Here is an 18,180-nt window from a genome sequence, read left to right on the forward strand (position 1 = left end):
CGGCACTGCATCTGCGCAGGACGCGCCGGTGCAGAAGCAAGACACGGCCGACGCAGCAACACTGGATGCAGTGGTGGTTACCGGTGCGGCACGCACCCAGCGTCGCTTCGATGCGTCCTTCGCGGTCAATTCACTCAGCCGCGAAGACGTGCAGAAGCTCGCACCGAAAAGCTACGCCGACCTGCTCGGGTCGGTGCCCGGCATCCATGTCGAGGCCACCGGTGGTGAAGTACAGAACATCACCCGGCTGCGCGGCATTCCAACCGATCGTGGCTTCATCGCCTTCCAGCAGGACGGCCTGCCGCTCTACCAGGAGCTGGATGGCCACTTCTTCAACTCCGGCGACGGCATGAACCGTTTCGACGTGATGAACCAGCGCGTGGAGATCGTACGCGGTGGCCCGGCACCGATCTATGCGAGCAGCGGCGGCGCCATCGTCAACAACATCCTCGCCGAGGGTTCCGAAGACACGCACGGCAAGGCGCAGTTGACCATCGGCGATACCGGCCTGTACCGCGGCGAGATGTACCAGTCGGGCGCGCTCGGCAAGGACACCTTCTATGCCGTCGGTGGCTTCCTGCGCCAGCACGATGGCTACCGCGACAACGGCTTCCCGAATGACAAGGGCGGGCAGATCCGCGGCAACATCAAGCACTACTTCGACGACACCAGCTGGTTCAAGATCAGCGGCACCTTCGTCGATGACCACAATACGTTCTACCTGCCGATCCCGGTTGCCGATCCGCGCAATCCCAGCGTTCCACTGGACCCGTACATCGACTACTTCGACGGTACGCTGAACTCGCCCTCGCTGCGCAGTGTCAACCTGAAGTACCTCGATGGCGGCGGTGCCCTGCAGGGCATGAACCGCGACCTGGCCGATGGCCGGCACATGCGCTTCGGCAACATCGGCTTCCAGTACGAGAACACCGCCAGCGATTGGACGATCTCGCTGAAAACCGGCTACACCAAGGGCCGCAATACCTTCGACGCGCTGTACTCGACCACCAACCCGGTCGACGCACGCAGCTTCGCCAACGGCTATCTGGGCGCGGCCCGCAGCACCTTCGGTGCCGGCGTCGCGCGGATGGGCTACGCGCTGGCCGGCAGCAACGGCGCCAGTGCCTACGATCCCTACGCCGACTCCGGCCTGGTGATCTCGGCCCAGTACCGTGCTGCTGATTCGGACTTCTACTCCGGCCAGGCCGATTTCAGTGCGACGCGGCTGTTTGAAACGGCCTGGGGCAGCCACGATCTGAACATCGGTGCATACACGGCCTTCTTCGGAACCACCGCTTTCAGCCTGTACCAGGACATGCTGATGGAGATGCGCGGCAAGCCACGCCTGCTGGATCTGGTGGCCTACGGTAACGATGGCGCCCCACTGGGCTATGTCACCGACAAGGGCACGCTGCGTTACACCACCACCCTCAATCGCGGCAAGGTCGATGCCCGCATGTTCGCGGTGTATGCCAATGACACGTGGGCACTGACGGAGCGTTTCAAGCTCGACGCCGGTATCCGCCATGAGCGCTACCGCTATGAAGGCTATGCCGAGCAGACCGCCCAGGTCGACCTCGGCGACCGCAATACACTGGCTGACAACACCACGCGCCGGTTCACCGGCGTCGTCCAGAACCATCGCCTGAACCCGACCGCCACCAACTGGACCGTGGGTGCCAACTACGATTTCACTGCCACCGTAGGCGCCTATGCCCGCGTGTCGCACATGGAGATCGTTCCCAATTCGTCGGTGGCGCGCTCGATCGACCCCACCATCGTGCAGACCCAGCTGGACCAGTACGAGCTGGGCCTGAAGGCAGGGTTCGGCCGGTCCTATCTCTACCTGACCGCGTTCTACACCAAGTTCGATCCACTCAATGCGTCCTTCGTCGCCTTCAATCCGACGACCGGCCGCAATGACCAGTCGGTGCCCTTCATCGGCACCGCCGTCTCGAAGGGCATCGAGCTGGATGGCATGTTCCGGCCGCTGGACTGGTTCAGCATCGCCGGCTCGATCACGGTCAGCGATCCGCAGTACGACAGCCTGCAGAACGATTCCGGCGCCGATCCGGCCGCGGTCAACGGCAAGCAGATCGTCCGCGAACCCAAGCTCTACGGCAACCTGCGGCCGACCTTCAGTTTCCAGCACGGCCAGGACCAGTTCGAGACATGGCTGCGCTATGACGTGGTTGGCAAGTCCTATGTCGATCTGTTCAACCAGACCGCGTTGCCGGCCTACCAGACCCTGGGCCTGGGCATTTCATGGAAGCGCGGCAACTGGGGCGCACAGCTGGTGGGCGACAACCTGACCAATGAAAAGGGGCTCACCGAGGGCAACACCCGTACCGATGCACTGGCTGGCCAGGGTTCGGCCGAGGCAATCTATGGACGGCCACTGTTCGGCCGCAACGTCCGCCTGATGGTGAGCAGGAGCTGGTGATGCACCAACGATTGAGCTTGTCCCTCGCCCTGCTGGCCACGGCTGTGCTGCCGCTTGCGGCAGCCGCCGACGACCGCGACAGCGCGGCCCTCGCCTCGCGCCTGTTTCCGACCCTCGTGCAGCTGAAGCACGATACGTTGCCCGATCGTGCGCGCGCCGCCCTGGCCGAACGCATGCAGCAGCTGGTGGGCTGCCGGACCACTGCCTGCACACTCGAGGCAGCACGCTGGACGCCCGCGCAGGCTGGCCTGTTGAGCGCCGCAGTTCCGGCGCACGCCATGGCCATCGAAAGGGAGCTGGCGGGCCTCAACAACATCCTCTCCGTCTACGGCCACGGCCAGCCGCCCCGCTACGACGCCATCGACGGCCCGGTCGGCGCGGCGGGCAGCACGCGCCTGGCTGGCGATGCTGCCATTGCCATGCAGATGAGCGAGGTGGACGCCGCCGCGGCCTACACCGCATTCGATCGCAGCATCGCGGTGGCAGTGGGCCTGCTCGATGCCAATGATCGTCTCGATGCGATCCGCTTCGAGCCCATCAGCGCGGGAATGAACGCCGCGCCATTCGCACGCGCGCGGCAGCTGGATTGGACCGCGCATCCATACACATCGATCATCGTGCTTGGGCAGGGCCCGGACGAGCTGACCACCCCGCTCAGCGCCGGCAGCAAGCTGCGCCTGAAAGCCGCTGCGCAGCGCTATGCAGCGGGCGATGCGCCTTTCGTCATCGTCTCTGGCGGCGCCGTGCATCCGCGCGGCACCCGCAGCGTCGAAGCCGTGCAGATGCGCGAAGCGCTGATTGCGCGCTTCGGCATTCCCGCAGAGGCGATCATCATCGAGCCCTATGCCCGCCACACCACCACCAACCTGCGCAACGCAGCCCGGTTACTGGCGGCCCTGCAGGCACCGCCACGGCAACCGGCACTGGTGGTCAGCAGTCCATCGCATATCGATTCGGTCGCCAGCAGCGGATTCAGCGAGCGCAACCGTCGTGAGCTTGGCTACGTTCCAGGCAAGGTCGGTTCACGCATTTCGCCGTACGCGATCACCTTCGTGCCAGCGCCCGAATCGCTGCGCATCGATCCGATGGATCCATTGGATCCCTGAAGGGCGCGACGTTACCCTCAGTAGCCGACCTTCAGCGTGAACATCACGTTTCGCGGCGCCCCGTACCAGCCCTGGTTGTAGAAGCCGATCTGCGAGTAGTGGTGGCGGTCGAACAGGTTGTTGATGTTGACCGCCGCAGAGACGTGGGAACTGAACTGGTAGCGCGCCATCAGGTTCACCAGTGCGTAGCTGGGCTGCTCCACCGGCACGCGGCGATTCCCGGGGGCGGTGGCGGTCTGGTACATGCGGTTCTGCCAGTCCACACCGCCACCGAGCGTCAGCCGATCCCAGGTACCGGGCAGGCGCCAGGTGGTGAACAGCTTGAACAGGCTGCGCGGTTTGGCGGTGTTGATCGCCCGTCCCTGTGCATCCTGCGCGATGAAGGTGGTGAAGCTGGTACCCAGGCTCCAGCCCGGCAGAGGTTCACCGGCCAGCTCCAGCTCCAGGCCGTCCACGGTTGCGCCCTTCACCGCGCGGTAGGCCGCCTGCGTGCTGCCTTCGACCAGACCACCAGTGGCCTCGGCCAGGTTGTCCTGCTGGGTGCGGAACAGCGCCGCCGACGCATTCAAGCGCTCCTGCAACCAGCTGCCCTTGAGGCCCAGCTCATAACTGCGGCCACTGACCGGGTCGAGGATCTGCCCGGATTCATTGCGGTTGTTATGCGGCTTGAAGATGCCGGTGTAGCTGGCGTACACGCTGCTGTAGCCGTTGAGGTCCCAGACCACGCCGGCATAGGGTACGAACTCGTTGCGGTAGCGGTACTTCCGCTTGGCGCCGAAGTAGACCTGGTCGGTCTCCCAGTTGCTCAGGCGGCCACCGACGATCACGTGCAGCGGATCGGCCAACGACAGCCGCGCGACGGCATAGGCACCGCTCTGCTGGTTGTGCAGGTCATCGGCCTGGGTCTTGCTGCTGGCCCACGTCGGCTCAGGCGTGCCAGGCCCGTGCCAGTCCAGATAGCTGGCCAACGGCGGCAGCGGCGCCAGTGCGCGGTACTGCCCCAGCGTGATTTCATCACGCGAGCGCGACCAACCGATCGATGCGGTGTGCTGGCGACCGAACAGCTCGAACGGCCCGGACAGGCTGACACTGACCGCCTCGCGGCGCACCGGGCCGTCGTAACGAGTGAAGCTGTTGCCTGTAGGCATGGCGCCGGTAACCGGATCGGGATAGCCGCCCCGGTAGAGATGCTTCATCTCCATATCGGTATGCGAGCGGCTGTAGGACACGCGGGCTTGCCAGTCGTTGCCGAAGCGATGATTGAAATCGAAGAAGCCGTTGCGGGTATCGGTGGTCATCCGTGCCCACGGCGCGGTGGCCGATACCGAGCGGTCGAATCGGGTGCGCGTGCCGTCGGCGTTGAACAGTGCGAAACCGCTGCCGAAGCCTCGGTTGTCGTTGCCCTGGTAGGAGATGCCGGCGATCAATCCAGTGTCCTCGCCCAGATCCACACTGACCACGCCGTAGAGTGTCTTTGCGGTGCTGTCCAGGCCGGCGGTGTAGCTGTCGCCCTCTGCCTGCGCAGCGACCACGCGACCACGCACACGCCCTTCCCGGCTCAGCGGGCTGGACACATCCGCCCACGCGCGGCGCGCGTCCCAGCTGCCGAGGCTGATGCCACCACTGGCAGCGAACTCGCGCAGCGGGCGCTTGCGCACATAGTTCACCGCCGCCGAGGGATTGCCGGCGCCGGTCATCAGGCCGTTGGCACCGCGCACGATCTCGATGCGGTCGTACACCACCATGTCCAGATTGTTCTCGCCGAAATTCCACGGCGACAGCACCGGCATCACCACGCCGTCGAACTGGTAGTTGTCGATATCGAAGCCGCGTGCGGAGAACGAGTAGCGGTTGGCGTCGCTGCGCGTGACCGAGATGCCGGGGGCGGTCGACAAGGCGTCGGCGGTGCTCAGCAGCCCGCGGTCCTCGATCTGCTGGCGGGTAACCACGCTGACCGACTGCGGCGTCTGTCGCGAGGTCAGCGACAGCCCCGTCGCCGTGCCCATGGAATCGGTGGTGTAGGAGCGCGAGCTTTCGGTGCTGCCATCGAGGTCGGCCGTGACCTGCACGGTTGGGAGCTGGGAAGGCGTTACGGAAGGAGCGCGTTCGGCGGCGTGGGCAGCGTTGAACAGCGCCAAGGTCGTGCCGATGGCGGTGGCCAGGGCACATGGGCGGAAACAGGCAGGCATGGGAGATCCAGCAGAAGGGAAAGGCTGGATGAGAATTATTGTCATTTAAGCGTGAGCGCACGTATGCGCGCACGCAGCACGCGTATGCGCACCGCCAGCCGCGATCCGGACTCAGCGGATCTGGCTGGGGGCGATGCCGTAGCGCGTTCGGAACGCGGTTGCGAAATTGGTGGCATGCCGATAGCCGACGAAATGCGCGGCCTGCTGCACGCTGCAGCCCTGCCGCAGTTGCTCGCAGGCCAACTGCAGGCGTCGCTCGCGCAACCACGCGAACACCGAACAGCGGTGCACCTGCTGGAATTTCAGGCGCAGGCTGCTCGGGCTCATGCAGGCCACGCGGGCCAGGTCCTCCAGCCGGTGGTCAGCCGCAGGCGATGCCTGCAGGCAGTCGATCACCCGTTGCAGCATGCGCCGGTCGCGCGGTGAAACACGCAGATCCGGCAGCGCGTCCTGTGCAGACGTACCCAACGCCATCGCCAGCATCTGCAGTCCCACACCCTCGCAGAGCAGCGCATGCATCGCGCCTTGCCAGGTCCCCGACAGCAACTGTTCGGCGGCATGTTCAAGATGCGCGGGTACCTGCCAGCTGTGCAGCCGCCGGCGACCATGGCGACGAGCCTGCAACAGCAGTTCGCTGATCACCGGATCATCCATCTCGGCCGGTGCATCCAGCGAGACATTCAGACTGCGCATCCGTTGACCGGCCGGATGAATCGCAGTCATCGGCGCGGCATCGGCCAACACCATCACGCCGGTGCCGCGGTTCATGCCGATCACAGCCTGCCCTTCCAGGCGTGCTCCGGCACGGCCTTCCAGCATCACGATCGCAGCGAACGGCGGGGGTGCCTCCGAAGTCGCCTCGAACGGCTGATGCGCGACCACGTCCGACAGCGCCAGGCTGATGCCAGGGCGCAAGCAGCGCTGTTCCACCCTGCCCTCGACCACGCACAGCGCGCCCGAATCCGCGGCGGACGCAAGTGCAGGCAGCCGATAGCGGAAACCGCTGCTGCGGCCCAAGCGGTCCAGGTCGGCAAGGGTAAGGGTGTGCATAGGGCGCCTACGGGAGATCCAACGCCATTGTCATATGAGAACCGCTCTCATCTCCAACCTTCATGGCAAGGCCCAATCTGCCCTTGTCGATACAAATAGTTACGTTATAACATTTCACATCAACTTCACGGATCGTGTCATGCGCCGCCATCTCCTTGCTGCTGCCATTCTGTTCGTCGTCCACAACGCCCAGGCCGCGGACGACCCCACCCTCCCCACCCTCCAGGTCCAGGCCTCCCAATCCTCCCGCATCGACAGCCGGGTCACCGTCGACAATCCGCAGGCGCAGAACCGCACCCTCGGCGGCCTGCTCGAACACGTCTCCGGTGTGCAGAGCACCGCCTTCGGGCCGAACGCGGGCGCTCCGGTCATCCGCAGCCTCAGCGGCAACCGCGTGCAGATCCTGCAGGACGGCCAGTCGATTCTGGGCATGAACGCGATCAGCGGTGACATCAACATCCCGTTCGATCCGCTGTTCGTACGCAGCGTCACCGTCAACAAGTCTTCCGACACCGTGCGATATGGCGGCAATGCGATCGGTGGCAGCGTGGAGATCGACTCGGGCCTGATCTCGCGCAGCATGGAAGACAAGGACCAGTCGATGGAACTGGTCCTGCGCAAGGGGTTCAACGCGGCCGACGCGCAGGGCTTGCGCATGAACTTCAACAACCAGCGCAACGTGTCCACCAACCTGCAGGTGTCGCGACAGCGGATCTCGCACTACGACATCCCCGGCAACAGCAAGGCCAGCGTCTGCAACACCGGTCTGTTCCCGGCCGCTGGGGGCGTCAACTCGGCCCTGGCCGACGCCTGCCAGAAAGAGGCGCGCGTCCAGCAGATCTACAACAAGGCCTCGCAACCCTACATCGACCAGTTCATGACCGAGAACCCGGACTGGGCCGACGGTGATTTCTCCTTCTATACCAACAGTCCGACCTCGGTCTGGCAGCGCCGTACCTACGTCAATCCGGTCAACCCGGCCTACGTCGCGGGCACGCCCTCATACGTGCAGAAGCAGATAAACAACGATGTGACGCCCGACTACCATCACCGGCTGGGCAACAGCTATGCGCGCAATTCGCAGGTGGCCCTCGGTTCGACGCTGTTCTTCGACCGCGGCTACGTCGGTGTCAGCATCGATGCCAAGGACAGCGAGTACGGCGTGCCGGGCTTTTCGATGCAGAACCTGTCGTTCGGCTCCAACTACGCCGATGGCCTGCCGGTGGGCGTGGTGATCAAGCAGCAACGCTACGCGCTGGAAGCCCTGCTGCGCGATCCGCTGCCCTACGTTGAACGCGCTGAGCTGCGGGTCTCGAAGCTGGACAACACCTCCGGCGAGCGGCTGGGCACAAAAAAAGCCAACGACTACGACTTCGAGAGCACCCAGGCCGAGCTGCTGCTGAGCCATCAGCGGGTCGGCCCGCTGAGCGGCCTGCTCGGTTTCAGCCATCAGTCGCGTGATGTCACCGGCAGCGGCTCGCTGCGCTACCTGCCCGACGTCGACAGCCGCAGCAACGCGGTGTTCCTGAAGGAAACGCTGGACTTCGGCTGGGCGAGCTTCGACGCAGGCGTGCGCCACGAACGCGTGGATCACGAGCTGCAGCCCAGCCGCTTCAAGACCGCGCGCAATGCTTCCAACACGAAACTGCAGGACCGCGACTACCGGCTCAACAGCTACAGCCTGGGCTCATATGTCGAGCTGGGGCCGATGTTCGCGGCCAAGGTGCGTTACTCGTCTTCGCAGCGTGCCCCGGAGATCAACGAGCTGTATGCCAGCAACGCGCACTACTCGGTGATGACCCAGGAAGAAGGCAACCAGGACCTGGAACCGGAACGCGCGAAGAACCTGGAGCTGACCGGCCTGTTCCATCTCGGCGGTTTCGAGCTGTCAGCCACGGCCTACCGGATGAAGTACGAGAACTATCTCTACCTCGGCTACTCCGGCCTGCAGACCGCCAACCGCCTGCCGCTGAAGTACTGGAAGCAGACCGATACCAAGGTGAAGGGCTTCGAGATCGACGTGTCGCAGGCCGTGGACCTGGGCCGCTATGGTTCGTTGAATGTCTCCGCCTTCGCCGACCTGGTGAAGAACAAGGCCGACCACCCCGATTCGCTGCGTGCCCACAATGACGGCGAATATCTGCCGAACATGCCAACCAACCGCTACGGCGCCAACCTGCAGTGGCAGCGCGAAGGCTGGAAGGCGCAGTTGTCCAGCACCTACTACGACACCCAGAAGTACCTCGGCCGCAACGTCAGCGAGGAGGTGCCGCTGGATGCGTTCAACATGGTCGACCTGCAGGTCAGCCGTGAGCTGCCGGTGCGCAATGCCTACATTGCCAGCATGGAAGTGTTCGTCAATGGCAGCAATCTGCTCAATGAGGAAGCACGGCCGCACAACTCGCCGCTGAAGTACATTGCGCCGCTGCCGGGGCGTGGTTTCCAGGTGGGTGTGACGGTGAGGCTTTGAGTAGAGATTGAATGAGAACACGCCTGCAGGTGAACAGCCTGCAGGCACTCTGCATCAGAATCCCATCTGGTTGCGCCTCGAACCCCGCTTGATCCACCATCGGCAAAAAGGGAGAGTGCAATGAACTGGATGCAGATGGTTTCACTTGGGCTGTTGCTGTCCGTCTCATCAGGCGCAAACGCCGCCTCTGCGATCACCTACGACAAGGATGGTCGCTTCGGCTATTCGATGAATCAGCGCTCCCTGACCAGCGCGATGCAGCAGTCGCTGCACTACTGCGCAGCGCGATCCCGCAATTGCGGTCAGTCCGCCAGTACGTCCAGCGAAGGCTATTCGGCCATTGCCACAGGCACGATTGCGTTGGGTTTTGCTCTGGGTGAGAAGACCCCGGAAGCCGCGCAGAGGAAGGCAGAAAAGATGTGCAGGGAACGTGCCAACGACTGCACCCTTTCGATGCTGTGGCGGGAAACGCCAACTCCCGAGCTTGAACCGCCAGTGCTCCCTGGCGCACCAGCCCCAGCGCCTGCGGCAACGCCAACACCAACGCCCCGATCGCAGCCCAGGATCGGGACAGTGGATTAGGCATACGCAGCTCTGCGCCGATCTGCCTTTTCGAACATCAGATAAAGAAAAACGCCTGCAGATCGACGATCTGCAGGCGCTTCTTTGTATCTGGCGGAGTGAGAGGGATTCGAACCCTCGATAGAGCTTTTGACCCTATACTCCCTTAGCAGGGGAGCCCCTTCAGCCGCTCGGGCATCACTCCGGGGTTTTCTCCGCGTCTGGTGCGTTGCACCTCAGCGGGGCGTGAATCATAACGTTAATCGAGTGCGAAGGTAAAGCGTTATTCGGCAGAATTTTCACTGCCGGTGCCACCGGCTTCGTCACCACGCTGGATGCGCTGGTAGATCTCTTCGCGATGCACAGCGACGTCCTTCGGCGCAGTGATGCCGATACGCACCTGGTTACCCTTGACGCCAAGCACGGTGACGCTCACCGAGTCACCGATCATCAGGGTTTCGCCGACGCGGCGAGTCAGGATCAACATTTTTGTAAGTCTCCATGGAACCGTGTGGAAGGGTATCCCCCACCGGCTTGACGCTCCGTCAAGAAGCGCTACCACGACAAAGGGAAAAGATTCGCAATGGTACCGTCAGCCGTCCCGCTCCTACAAGGAGGGGGACGGCGCGGTTCATCACAGGCGGGGGCTGACCCATTCGACGACGGCAGCCAGCGCAGTGGCAAGGGCGGGCCCGTCCTCGCCACCACCCTGGGCGAGGTCCGGGCGTCCGCCGCCCTTGCCCCCGATCTGACTGGCGATATGGGACAACAGTTCCCCGGCCTTGACCTTGCCCATTGCGCTGCCGTTCACACCCGCGACCAGGGCGGCCTTGCCGTCCTGGGCACCGGCCAGCACGATCACCGCGTCGCCCAACTGCTGCTTCAGGCGGTCCATGGCGTCACGCAGGGCCTTGGCGTCGAAACCTTCCAGGCGAGCCGCCAGCACCTTCACACCGGCGACCTCGACGGCCTGGCCGGACAGGTCAGCGGTGGCGCCAGCGGCAACCTTGGCCTTCACGGACTCCAGCTCGCGTTCCAGCTGCTTCTGGCGCTGGCCAAGGGCGCGGATCTTCTCCACCACGTCGGCAGCGCTGCCGCCAAGCAGTTCGGCGGCCTCGGCCAGGCGGGCCTCTTCGGCATCCACGTAGTCCAGCGCACCCTGGCCGGTGACCGCCTCGATGCGGCGCACGCCGGCGGAGACGCCGCCCTCGGAGGTGATCTTGAACAGGCCGATGTCGCCGGTACGGTTGACGTGGGTACCGCCGCACAGCTCGGTGGAGTAGTCACCCATCTTCAGCACGCGCACGTGCTCACCGTACTTCTCGCCGAACAGGGCCATCGCGCCGAAGTCCAGCGCTTCCTGCATGCCCATGTTGTGCACTTCGGCAGCGTTGTTGGCACGCACCTGCTGATTGACCTTGCGCTCGATCACCGCCAGCTCTTCCGCGCTGATCGGCTGGAAGTGCGAGAAGTCAAAGCGCAGGCGGTCCGGCGCCACCAGCGAGCCCTTCTGCTGCACGTGGGTGCCCAGCACTTCGCGCAGGGCGGCATGCAGCAGGTGGGTGGCGGAGTGGTTGAGGATGGTGGCGCTGCGACGCTCGCCATCGACCTGGCCGGACAGCACGTCACCAACCTTCAGGCCGCCTTCGGACAGGGTGCCGACGTGGCCATGGAACTGGCCGGCGAACTTCTGGGTGTCGTCCACCGCCAGGCGCACGCCGTTGCCGGTCAGCACGCCGGTGTCGCCGACCTGGCCGCCGGACTCGGCGTAGAACGGGGTCTGGCTGGTGATCACGATGACCGCATCACCGGCATTGGCCGACTGCACCGGACGGCCGTCCTTGAGCACGGCCAGCACGGTCAGGTCATCGGCCTGCAGGCGGTCGTAGCCGAGGAAGCGGGTCGGGCTGAGGGTTGCCACCAGCTCGGCCGGCAGGGTCACGCCACCGCCGAACTTGCCGGCCGCGCGCGCGGTTTCGCGCTGCTGCTCCATCGCCGCATCGAAGCCGGCGATGTCGACGGTCAGGTCGCGCTCGCGGGCGATGTCCTGGGTCAGGTCGAGCGGGAAGCCATAGGTGTCGTACAGGCGGAACGCATCAACGCCGGGGATCACGCCATTGCTGGCCTTGCCGGCAACGTCTTCGAAGATCTTCATGCCGGCGTCGAGGGTTTCAGCGAAACGCTCTTCTTCGGCCTGCAGCGCACGGGTGACGGTATCGACCGCCGCCGGCAGTTCCGGATAGGCCTCGCCCATCTGCTCGACCAGAGTCGGCACCAGCTTGCTGAAGAACGGCTGGCGCACGCCCAGCATCCAGCCGTGACGCAGGGCGCGGCGGATGATACGGCGCAGCACGTAGCCGCGGCCTTCGTTGGACGGCAGCACGCCGTCGACGATCAGGAACGAGCAGGCACGGATGTGATCGGCGATCACCCGCAGCGACTTGTTCTCCAGATCGGCGGTGCCGGTCAGCTCGGACGCCTTGCGGATCAGCGCCTGGAACAGGTCGATCTCGTAATTGGTGTGCACGTGCTGCAGGATCGCCGCCAGGCGTTCCAGGCCCATGCCGGTATCCACGCACGGTGCCGGCAGCGGCACCAGGGTGCCGTCGGGCTGGCGATCGAACTGCATGAACACCAGGTTCCAGATTTCGATGAAGCGGTCGCCGTCTTCATCCGGGGAACCCGGGGGGCCACCGGCGATGTGGTCGCCGTGGTCGTAGAAGATCTCGGTGCACGGGCCGCACGGGCCGGTATCGGCCATCTGCCAGAAATTGTCCGAGGCAAACGGCGCACCCTTGTTGTCACCGATGCGCACGATGCGCTCTTCCGGGATGCCGACCATGTCGCGCCACAGCGCATACGCTTCGTCGTCGGTCTGGTAGACGGTGACCAGCAGGCGTTCGGCCGGCAGTTTCCAGACCTGGGTCAGCAGCTCCCATGCCCAGGCGATCGCGTCCTTCTTGAAGTAGTCGCCGAAGGACCAGTTGCCCAGCATTTCGAAGAAAGTATGGTGACGTGCGGTGTAGCCGACCTGGTCAAGGTCGTTGTGCTTGCCGCCGGCGCGCAGGCAGCGCTGGACGTCGGCCGCGCGCACGTAGCTGCGCTTCTCCGCGCCAAGGAACACGTCCTTGAACTGCACCATGCCGGAATTGGTGAACAGCAGGGTCGGATCATTGCCCGGCACCAGCGGCGCCGACGGCACGATGGTGTGGCCTTTGCCCTTGAAGAATTCAAGGAAGTCGCTGCGGATCTGGGAAGTCGTGAATTTGGCGGATGCGTTCATTGGGGGCTGGCAGTCGGCGGGCCGGCGGACCCGGACCACCGGCCGCAATGGCCAGGGTCGCGCGGGACCGCCGAAAACCTAAAGGGTATCAGGCCCGGCGCCGCCAGTCTCAGTCATCCGGGTCGTAGCGGGTCGCGCGGCGGATGCTGTCCCCGTCGAAGCCCCGTCGGGCCAGCAGGTCCGCAGCCTTGCGACGCTGCGCCAGGTCCTGCGGGCCGGTTTCGCCGAAGCGGCGGCGGACCAGGTCGCGGGCGTTCTCCTGCCAGTCGCCTTCATAACTGTCCATTGCCGCGGCGATCGCCTCGCTGTCCAGGCCATGGGTGCCGAGCTCGGCGCGCACGTGGATCGGCCCGTAGCCGGTATTGGCACGCATCCGCACCAGGTTCTCGGCAAAGCGGGTGTCATCCTGCCAGCCCGCCTCGGTCAGCTTGGCAACAGCGGCTTGCGCGGCCTCATCCTCGATGCCACGGGCGGTCAGTTTGCGGGTCAGCTCTTTGCGCGAGTGTTCGCGGCGGACCAGCAGGCCCAGCGCCCGTTGTACGGGGGTCTGCTCACGCGGCCGTCGCTTGCGGCCGGCGGGAATGTCTTCGGCGTCGGACATCGGTGCTCCAGGGGTGGCGCCATCCGTGGCGCCCTGCCCGTCCATGGGCGATTCGAACCTGCGGAGCAGGGCGACGTCACTGACGGCGCCACCCTGCCCCACAGCAAGCCTTATTCGTCGTCGCCTTCGTCGTCGCCTTCTTCGCGGGCAGCTTCAGACGGCTGGAACTTCTCGCGCAGCTCGGCTTCGAGCTTGGCGGCGACGGTCGGGTTGTCGCGCAGGTAGCCACGGGCATTGTCCTTGCCCTGGCCGATACGCTCTTCGCCGTAGCTGTACCAAGCGCCGGCCTTCTCGACCAGCTTGGCATCCACGCCCATGTCGATCAGTTCGCCTTCGCGGCTGATGCCTTCGCCATACAGGATCTCGGTGATGACCTGCTTGAACGGCGGCGCCAGCTTGTTCTTGACGACCTTGATCTTGGTCTGGTTGCCGATGATCTCGTCGCCCTTCTTGATCGCGCCGATACGGCGGATATCCAGACGCACCGAGGCATAGAACTTCAGCGCGTTGCCGCCAGTGGTCACTTCCGGGCTCTGGCCCGGCATCATCACGCCGATCTTCATGCGCAGCTGGTTGATGAAGACCACCAGGGTGTTGGAGCGCTTGATGTTGCCGGTCAGCTTGCGCAGCGCCTGGCTCATCAGGCGGGCCTGCAGACCCGGCAGCTGGTCGCCCATCTCGCCTTCGATTTCGGCCTTCGGGGTCAGCGCGGCAACCGAGTCGACCACCAGGATGTCCACCGAGCCCGAACGGACCAGCATGTCGGCGATTTCCAGCGCCTGCTCGCCGGTGTCCGGCTGCGACAGCAGCAGGTCGTCCACGTTGACGCCCAGCTTGGCGGCGTAGATCGGATCCAGCGCATGCTCGGCGTCGATGAAGGCTGCAGTGCCGCCCAGCTTCTGGCACTCGGCGATGGCCTGCAGGGTCAAGGTGGTCTTGCCCGACGACTCCGGACCATAGATCTCAACGACACGGCCCTTCGGCAGGCCACCAATACCCAGCGCGATGTCGAGCATCAGCGAACCGGTCGGAATGGCTTCGACGGGTTCGACCACGCGGTCGCCCATGCGCATCACCGAGCCCTTGCCGAACTGCTTTTCGATCTGGCCCAGAGCTGCAGCGAGGGCGCGCTTCTTGTTCTCGTCCATCGGATTGGTCCTTGCAGAGGTCGTGTCGTTGGAGGTGCTGTCTTTGGGGGTCTTCTTTGCCATGGGTTCACTTTAAGTCGGACGTATCGCACAGGCTGAGATTCTGCCCGGCGCTCTGAAAAGAATTATCGGACATCCGTACCAACCTCAGTGGAACCAGAGAATCGCCACAAAAGACCGCGGGGTAATGCGCTATGGAACAGGTCAACGGTTGGGTCGTAACAGGCCGCAATAGAGGCCTTCGATCGAGAAGTCCTGGTCCGGCAGCACCTCGATCGGCTTGTAGTCGGGGTTGCGTGGCAGCAGGCGGATACGGTCCTTGGCGATCTTCAGCAGCTTGACGGTGATCTCGTCATCGATGCGGGCCACCACGATCTGCCCGGAATGGGCATCGCGGGTGCGGTGCACGCCGATCAGGTCACCGTCGAAGATGCCCTCGTCGATCATCGAATCGCCCTGCACCTTGAGCAGGTAATCCGGCGCCGGCGAGAAGAACACCCGGTCCAGCACCACGAAATCATCCGAGCCGATGTCGGCACCGATCGGCAGACCTGCTGCGACCCGGCCGAGCACCGGCAGGCGCAGAACGTTGTCGGGCAGGCCCGGCTCGGCCAGCTTCTCCAGCGGTGGCGCCTGCACCAGGCGGATGCCTCGGGCCTGGCCCGGAATGCGACGGATCGCACCGGCCTGCTCCAGGGCTTCCAGGTGGTACTGGGCCGCGCGGACGCCCTTGAAGCCGAATGCACGCGCGATTTCAGTCTGCGACGGCGGTGCGCCTTCGCTCTCGATACGCTCGGCGATCAACTGCAGGATCGCCTGCTGGGTGTCGGTCAGGTCCATGATTAGTAGTATTACTACTAACGCACGGGACTGCAAGTGCTGGTTGCGACACGGCGGGCTGCAGGACTGACGGGGAACGACCTATGGCGCCGAGCCATGCTCGGTGCCGTCGCCGGGCATGGCCCAGCTGGTAGGGGCAAAAGCAAGAGCAGCCGACCAGCGGTCGGCTCTACAGGAATCGCGCAGCGATTCCGCGGTTCCCGTTGGGAACCGCTGCGGCAAGCACACTAGGTGTGCTTGCCGCTTCTCCATATCGAAAACAGGATCCACACGCCGCAGAAGCCGGCGCCGATGAAACCGCATACGCCCAGCGCCAGCAGCCAGCGGCTGGAAACCCCGCCGACGCTGTGCATCACGATGGATGAGCCGATGATCAGAGCGGCGGTGACGATGCCCATCACCAGCCGGTTGGCGGCGCGGTTGACCTGTTCGCCGAAGCCCTGCAACGCCGTGGTTTCCACCTTCAGCTGCAGGCGCCCACGGCGTGCGGCCTGGACCAGCTTGCGCAGGTCACGGGGCAGTTCGCCGGCGAAATCAACCAGGCCCAGCAGGCTGCGCCGGCCACGCTTGAGCAGCGCCTTGGGCGCATAGCGCTGCAGCACCACCCGCTCCAGGAACGGGCGCGCGGCGCTGGCCATGTCGAAATCCGGGTCCAGCTGCCGGCCCATGCCTTCCAGGGTCAGGAACGCCTTGATCATCAGCGCCAGGTCGGCCGGCAGGGTCAGGCTGTAGCTGCGCAGCAGCTGGGTGATGTCGCCCAGCATCAGGCCGATGCGCAGGTCCTTCAGTGGCACGCCCCGGTACTGGTCGACGAACTGGCTGATGTCGTGCTGCAGCCGGTTTTCGTCCACTTCCACGCCGCCGGCCCAGTCCAGCAGCACGTCGGCCACGCCCTGCGGGTCCTGCTCGACCAGCCCGTGCAGCAGCTGCGCGACCTGGAAACGACGCACTTCGGACAGCGCACCGACCATGCCGAAATCGATCACGCCGATGCGGCCGTCGCGCAGGTAGATGATGTTTCCCGGATGCGGATCGGCGTGGAAGCTGCCGTCCTCCAGCACCATCTTCAGCACGATGTCGGCACCACGCCGCGCCAGTTCGCGCCGGTCCAGCCCTGCGGCGTCGACGCCGGCCAGGTCGCGGCCGGGAATGCCATCAACGAAGTCCTGCACATTCAGGCTTTCGCAGGTCCACTGCCAATGCACGCTGGGAATCAGGATATCGTCGCGGCCTTTGAAGTTGCGCGCGATGCGCTCGGCATTGCGGCATTCGGCGGCGAAATCCAGCTCGCGGCGCAGCGACACGGTGAACTGCTGCACAACCTCGGCCGGGCGGTAACGACGCAGATCGGGAAGGCGCGCCTCGACGATCTCGGCCAGGCGCGCCAGCAGCCGCAGGTCGGCCTCGACCACGTCACGGATACCAGGCCGGCGCACTTTCAGCACCACCTCCCGGCCGTCCTGCAGGCGCGCGCGATGGGCCTGCGCCAGTGAAGCCGCAGCCATGGGCGTTTCATCGAGGAAGGCGAACACGTCCTGCGGCGACGCACCGAGGTCGGACTCGAGCTGCTCGCGGATGTCCGCATACGGCAAGGCCGGCACCGCGTTCTGCAGTTCGGAAAGCTCGGCGATCCATTCCGGCGGCAGCAGGTCGACGCGCGTCGCCAGCACCTGGCCAAGCTTGACGAAGGTTGGGCCGAGATCCTGCATGGCGCTGCGCACGCGCACCGGTGCGGTCATCCGCAGCAGTTCCTGGCGCTCTTCGTTCCAGTGCAGCAGGCGCCCTGCCCGCTCCAGCACCGTGGCCAGGCCGATGCGCCGCACCACATCGCCGAAGCCATAGCGGATCAGGACGACGGCAATTTCCTGCAGTCGGCCCAGGTCACGGACCGTGCCCAGCGTTTCCCACATCATGCGTGCTCCGGACGATTACCGGAGCAGCATGTCACAGCTGGGCGTCGATACCGCGCAATGCCGCGGACACGGTTTGCCGGCGGATGGCTTCGCGGTCGCCATCGAACTGGAACAACTCGGCGCGGGCGTAACCTCCACGGCGCTTCCAGCCGATCCAGACGCTGCCGACCGGCTTGTCAGGGCTACCGCCACCAGGGCCAGCGATACCCGTCACCGCCACGGCGATGCCGGCGCCGGAATTGACCAGCGCACCGGACACCATCTCCAACACGGTTTCGCGGCTGACCGCACCAAACTGCTCCAGGGTCTGCGCGCGCACGCCGAGCAGGCGCTGCTTGGCCTCGTAGCTGTAGACCACCATGCCACAGTCGAAGAACGCCGAGGAACCGGCGATGTCGGTCATGCACTTGGCGATCCAGCCGCCACTGCAGCTCTCGGCGGTCACCAGCTGCAGCGAGACCTGCTGCAGGCGCTGCCCGAGCGCGGCGGACAGGGCATTGAGTTCAGCGTCGGTGGGAATGGACATCGGCATGACGGTGGGGTGAAGAACCTGCACGTTGTACCGCAGATGACGGC

The 18,180-nt window shown here is 65.0% G+C and carries 13 protein-coding genes and 1 tRNA gene; 4 read left to right on the top strand and 10 right to left on the bottom strand.

Annotated elements, in window-relative coordinates; translation table 11 throughout:
• Window positions 1-28: 28 nt before the first annotated feature.
• A complete protein-coding gene (locus tag V9K93_RS00795; RefSeq protein WP_337301950.1) occupies window positions 29-2,443 on the top strand; it encodes a TonB-dependent receptor in 2,415 nt (804 codons plus the stop codon).
• Entirely contained in the window at window positions 2,443-3,549 is a 1,107-nt protein-coding gene (locus V9K93_RS00800) for a YdcF family protein (protein ID WP_046985846.1), read from the top strand. Before V9K93_RS00795 ends, V9K93_RS00800 begins: the two co-directional genes overlap by 1 nt.
• A gap of 17 nt (window positions 3,550-3,566) precedes the next feature.
• Here the strand turns inward: V9K93_RS00800 and fauA are convergent, their stop codons facing one another.
• Window positions 3,567-5,738, bottom strand: coding sequence for a TonB-dependent alcaligin siderophore receptor FauA (gene fauA, locus V9K93_RS00805; protein WP_337301951.1), 2,172 nt, complete (start codon window positions 5,736-5,738; stop codon window positions 3,567-3,569).
• A gap of 111 nt (window positions 5,739-5,849) precedes the next feature.
• Entirely contained in the window at window positions 5,850-6,788 is a 939-nt protein-coding gene (locus tag V9K93_RS00810) for a helix-turn-helix transcriptional regulator (RefSeq protein ID WP_337301952.1), read from the bottom strand.
• Between the two features lie 139 nt (window positions 6,789-6,927).
• Here V9K93_RS00810 and V9K93_RS00815 point away from each other — a divergent pair, with 139 nt between their 5' ends.
• Window positions 6,928-9,258 carry a TonB-dependent receptor gene (locus V9K93_RS00815; protein ID WP_337301953.1) on the top strand — a complete coding sequence of 777 codons (2,331 nt, stop codon included), beginning with the start codon at window positions 6,928-6,930 and terminating at the stop codon, window positions 9,256-9,258.
• A 120-nt stretch (window positions 9,259-9,378) separates the two neighbouring features.
• Window positions 9,379-9,840: a DUF4189 domain-containing protein gene (locus V9K93_RS00820; protein ID WP_136638579.1), complete on the top strand. Its 462-nt coding sequence runs from the start codon at window positions 9,379-9,381 to the stop codon at window positions 9,838-9,840.
• A 91-nt stretch (window positions 9,841-9,931) separates the two neighbouring features.
• Here V9K93_RS00820 and V9K93_RS00825 read toward each other — a convergent pair.
• From V9K93_RS00825 to V9K93_RS00860, 8 genes are all read right to left on the bottom strand, one after another.
• Window positions 9,932-10,024, bottom strand: a tRNA-Ser gene (locus V9K93_RS00825).
• Between the two features lie 78 nt (window positions 10,025-10,102).
• Window positions 10,103-10,306 carry a carbon storage regulator CsrA gene (gene csrA / locus V9K93_RS00830; protein ID WP_004152909.1) on the bottom strand — a complete coding sequence of 68 codons (204 nt, stop codon included), beginning with the start codon at window positions 10,304-10,306 and terminating at the stop codon, window positions 10,103-10,105.
• A 147-nt stretch (window positions 10,307-10,453) separates the two neighbouring features.
• A complete protein-coding gene (alaS, locus tag V9K93_RS00835) occupies window positions 10,454-13,102 on the bottom strand; it encodes an alanine--tRNA ligase (protein WP_337301954.1) in 2,649 nt (882 codons plus the stop codon).
• Between the two features lie 109 nt (window positions 13,103-13,211).
• On the bottom strand, window positions 13,212-13,703 hold the full coding sequence (recX, locus tag V9K93_RS00840) for a recombination regulator RecX (protein WP_253078933.1): 492 nt from the start codon (window positions 13,701-13,703) through the stop codon (window positions 13,212-13,214).
• 110 nt (window positions 13,704-13,813) lie between these two features.
• Window positions 13,814-14,851: a recombinase RecA gene (recA, locus tag V9K93_RS00845; RefSeq protein ID WP_012510666.1), complete on the bottom strand. Its 1,038-nt coding sequence runs from the start codon at window positions 14,849-14,851 to the stop codon at window positions 13,814-13,816.
• A gap of 204 nt (window positions 14,852-15,055) precedes the next feature.
• Window positions 15,056-15,691, bottom strand: coding sequence for a transcriptional repressor LexA (gene lexA / locus V9K93_RS00850; RefSeq protein ID WP_012510665.1), 636 nt, complete (start codon window positions 15,689-15,691; stop codon window positions 15,056-15,058).
• A gap of 227 nt (window positions 15,692-15,918) precedes the next feature.
• Window positions 15,919-17,601, bottom strand: coding sequence for a 2-polyprenylphenol 6-hydroxylase (ubiB, locus tag V9K93_RS00855; protein ID WP_337302152.1), 1,683 nt, complete (start codon window positions 17,599-17,601; stop codon window positions 15,919-15,921).
• Window positions 17,602-17,635: 34 nt separating this feature from the next.
• Window positions 17,636-18,130 carry a CinA family protein gene (locus V9K93_RS00860; protein WP_136638582.1) on the bottom strand — a complete coding sequence of 165 codons (495 nt, stop codon included), beginning with the start codon at window positions 18,128-18,130 and terminating at the stop codon, window positions 17,636-17,638.
• Window positions 18,131-18,180 lie beyond the last annotated feature (50 nt).

Origin of the sequence: Stenotrophomonas sp. CCNWLW162 (assembly GCF_037203745.1) — a bacterium.
GTDB classification, from domain to species: Bacteria; Pseudomonadota; Gammaproteobacteria; order Xanthomonadales; family Xanthomonadaceae; genus Stenotrophomonas; species Stenotrophomonas maltophilia_AQ.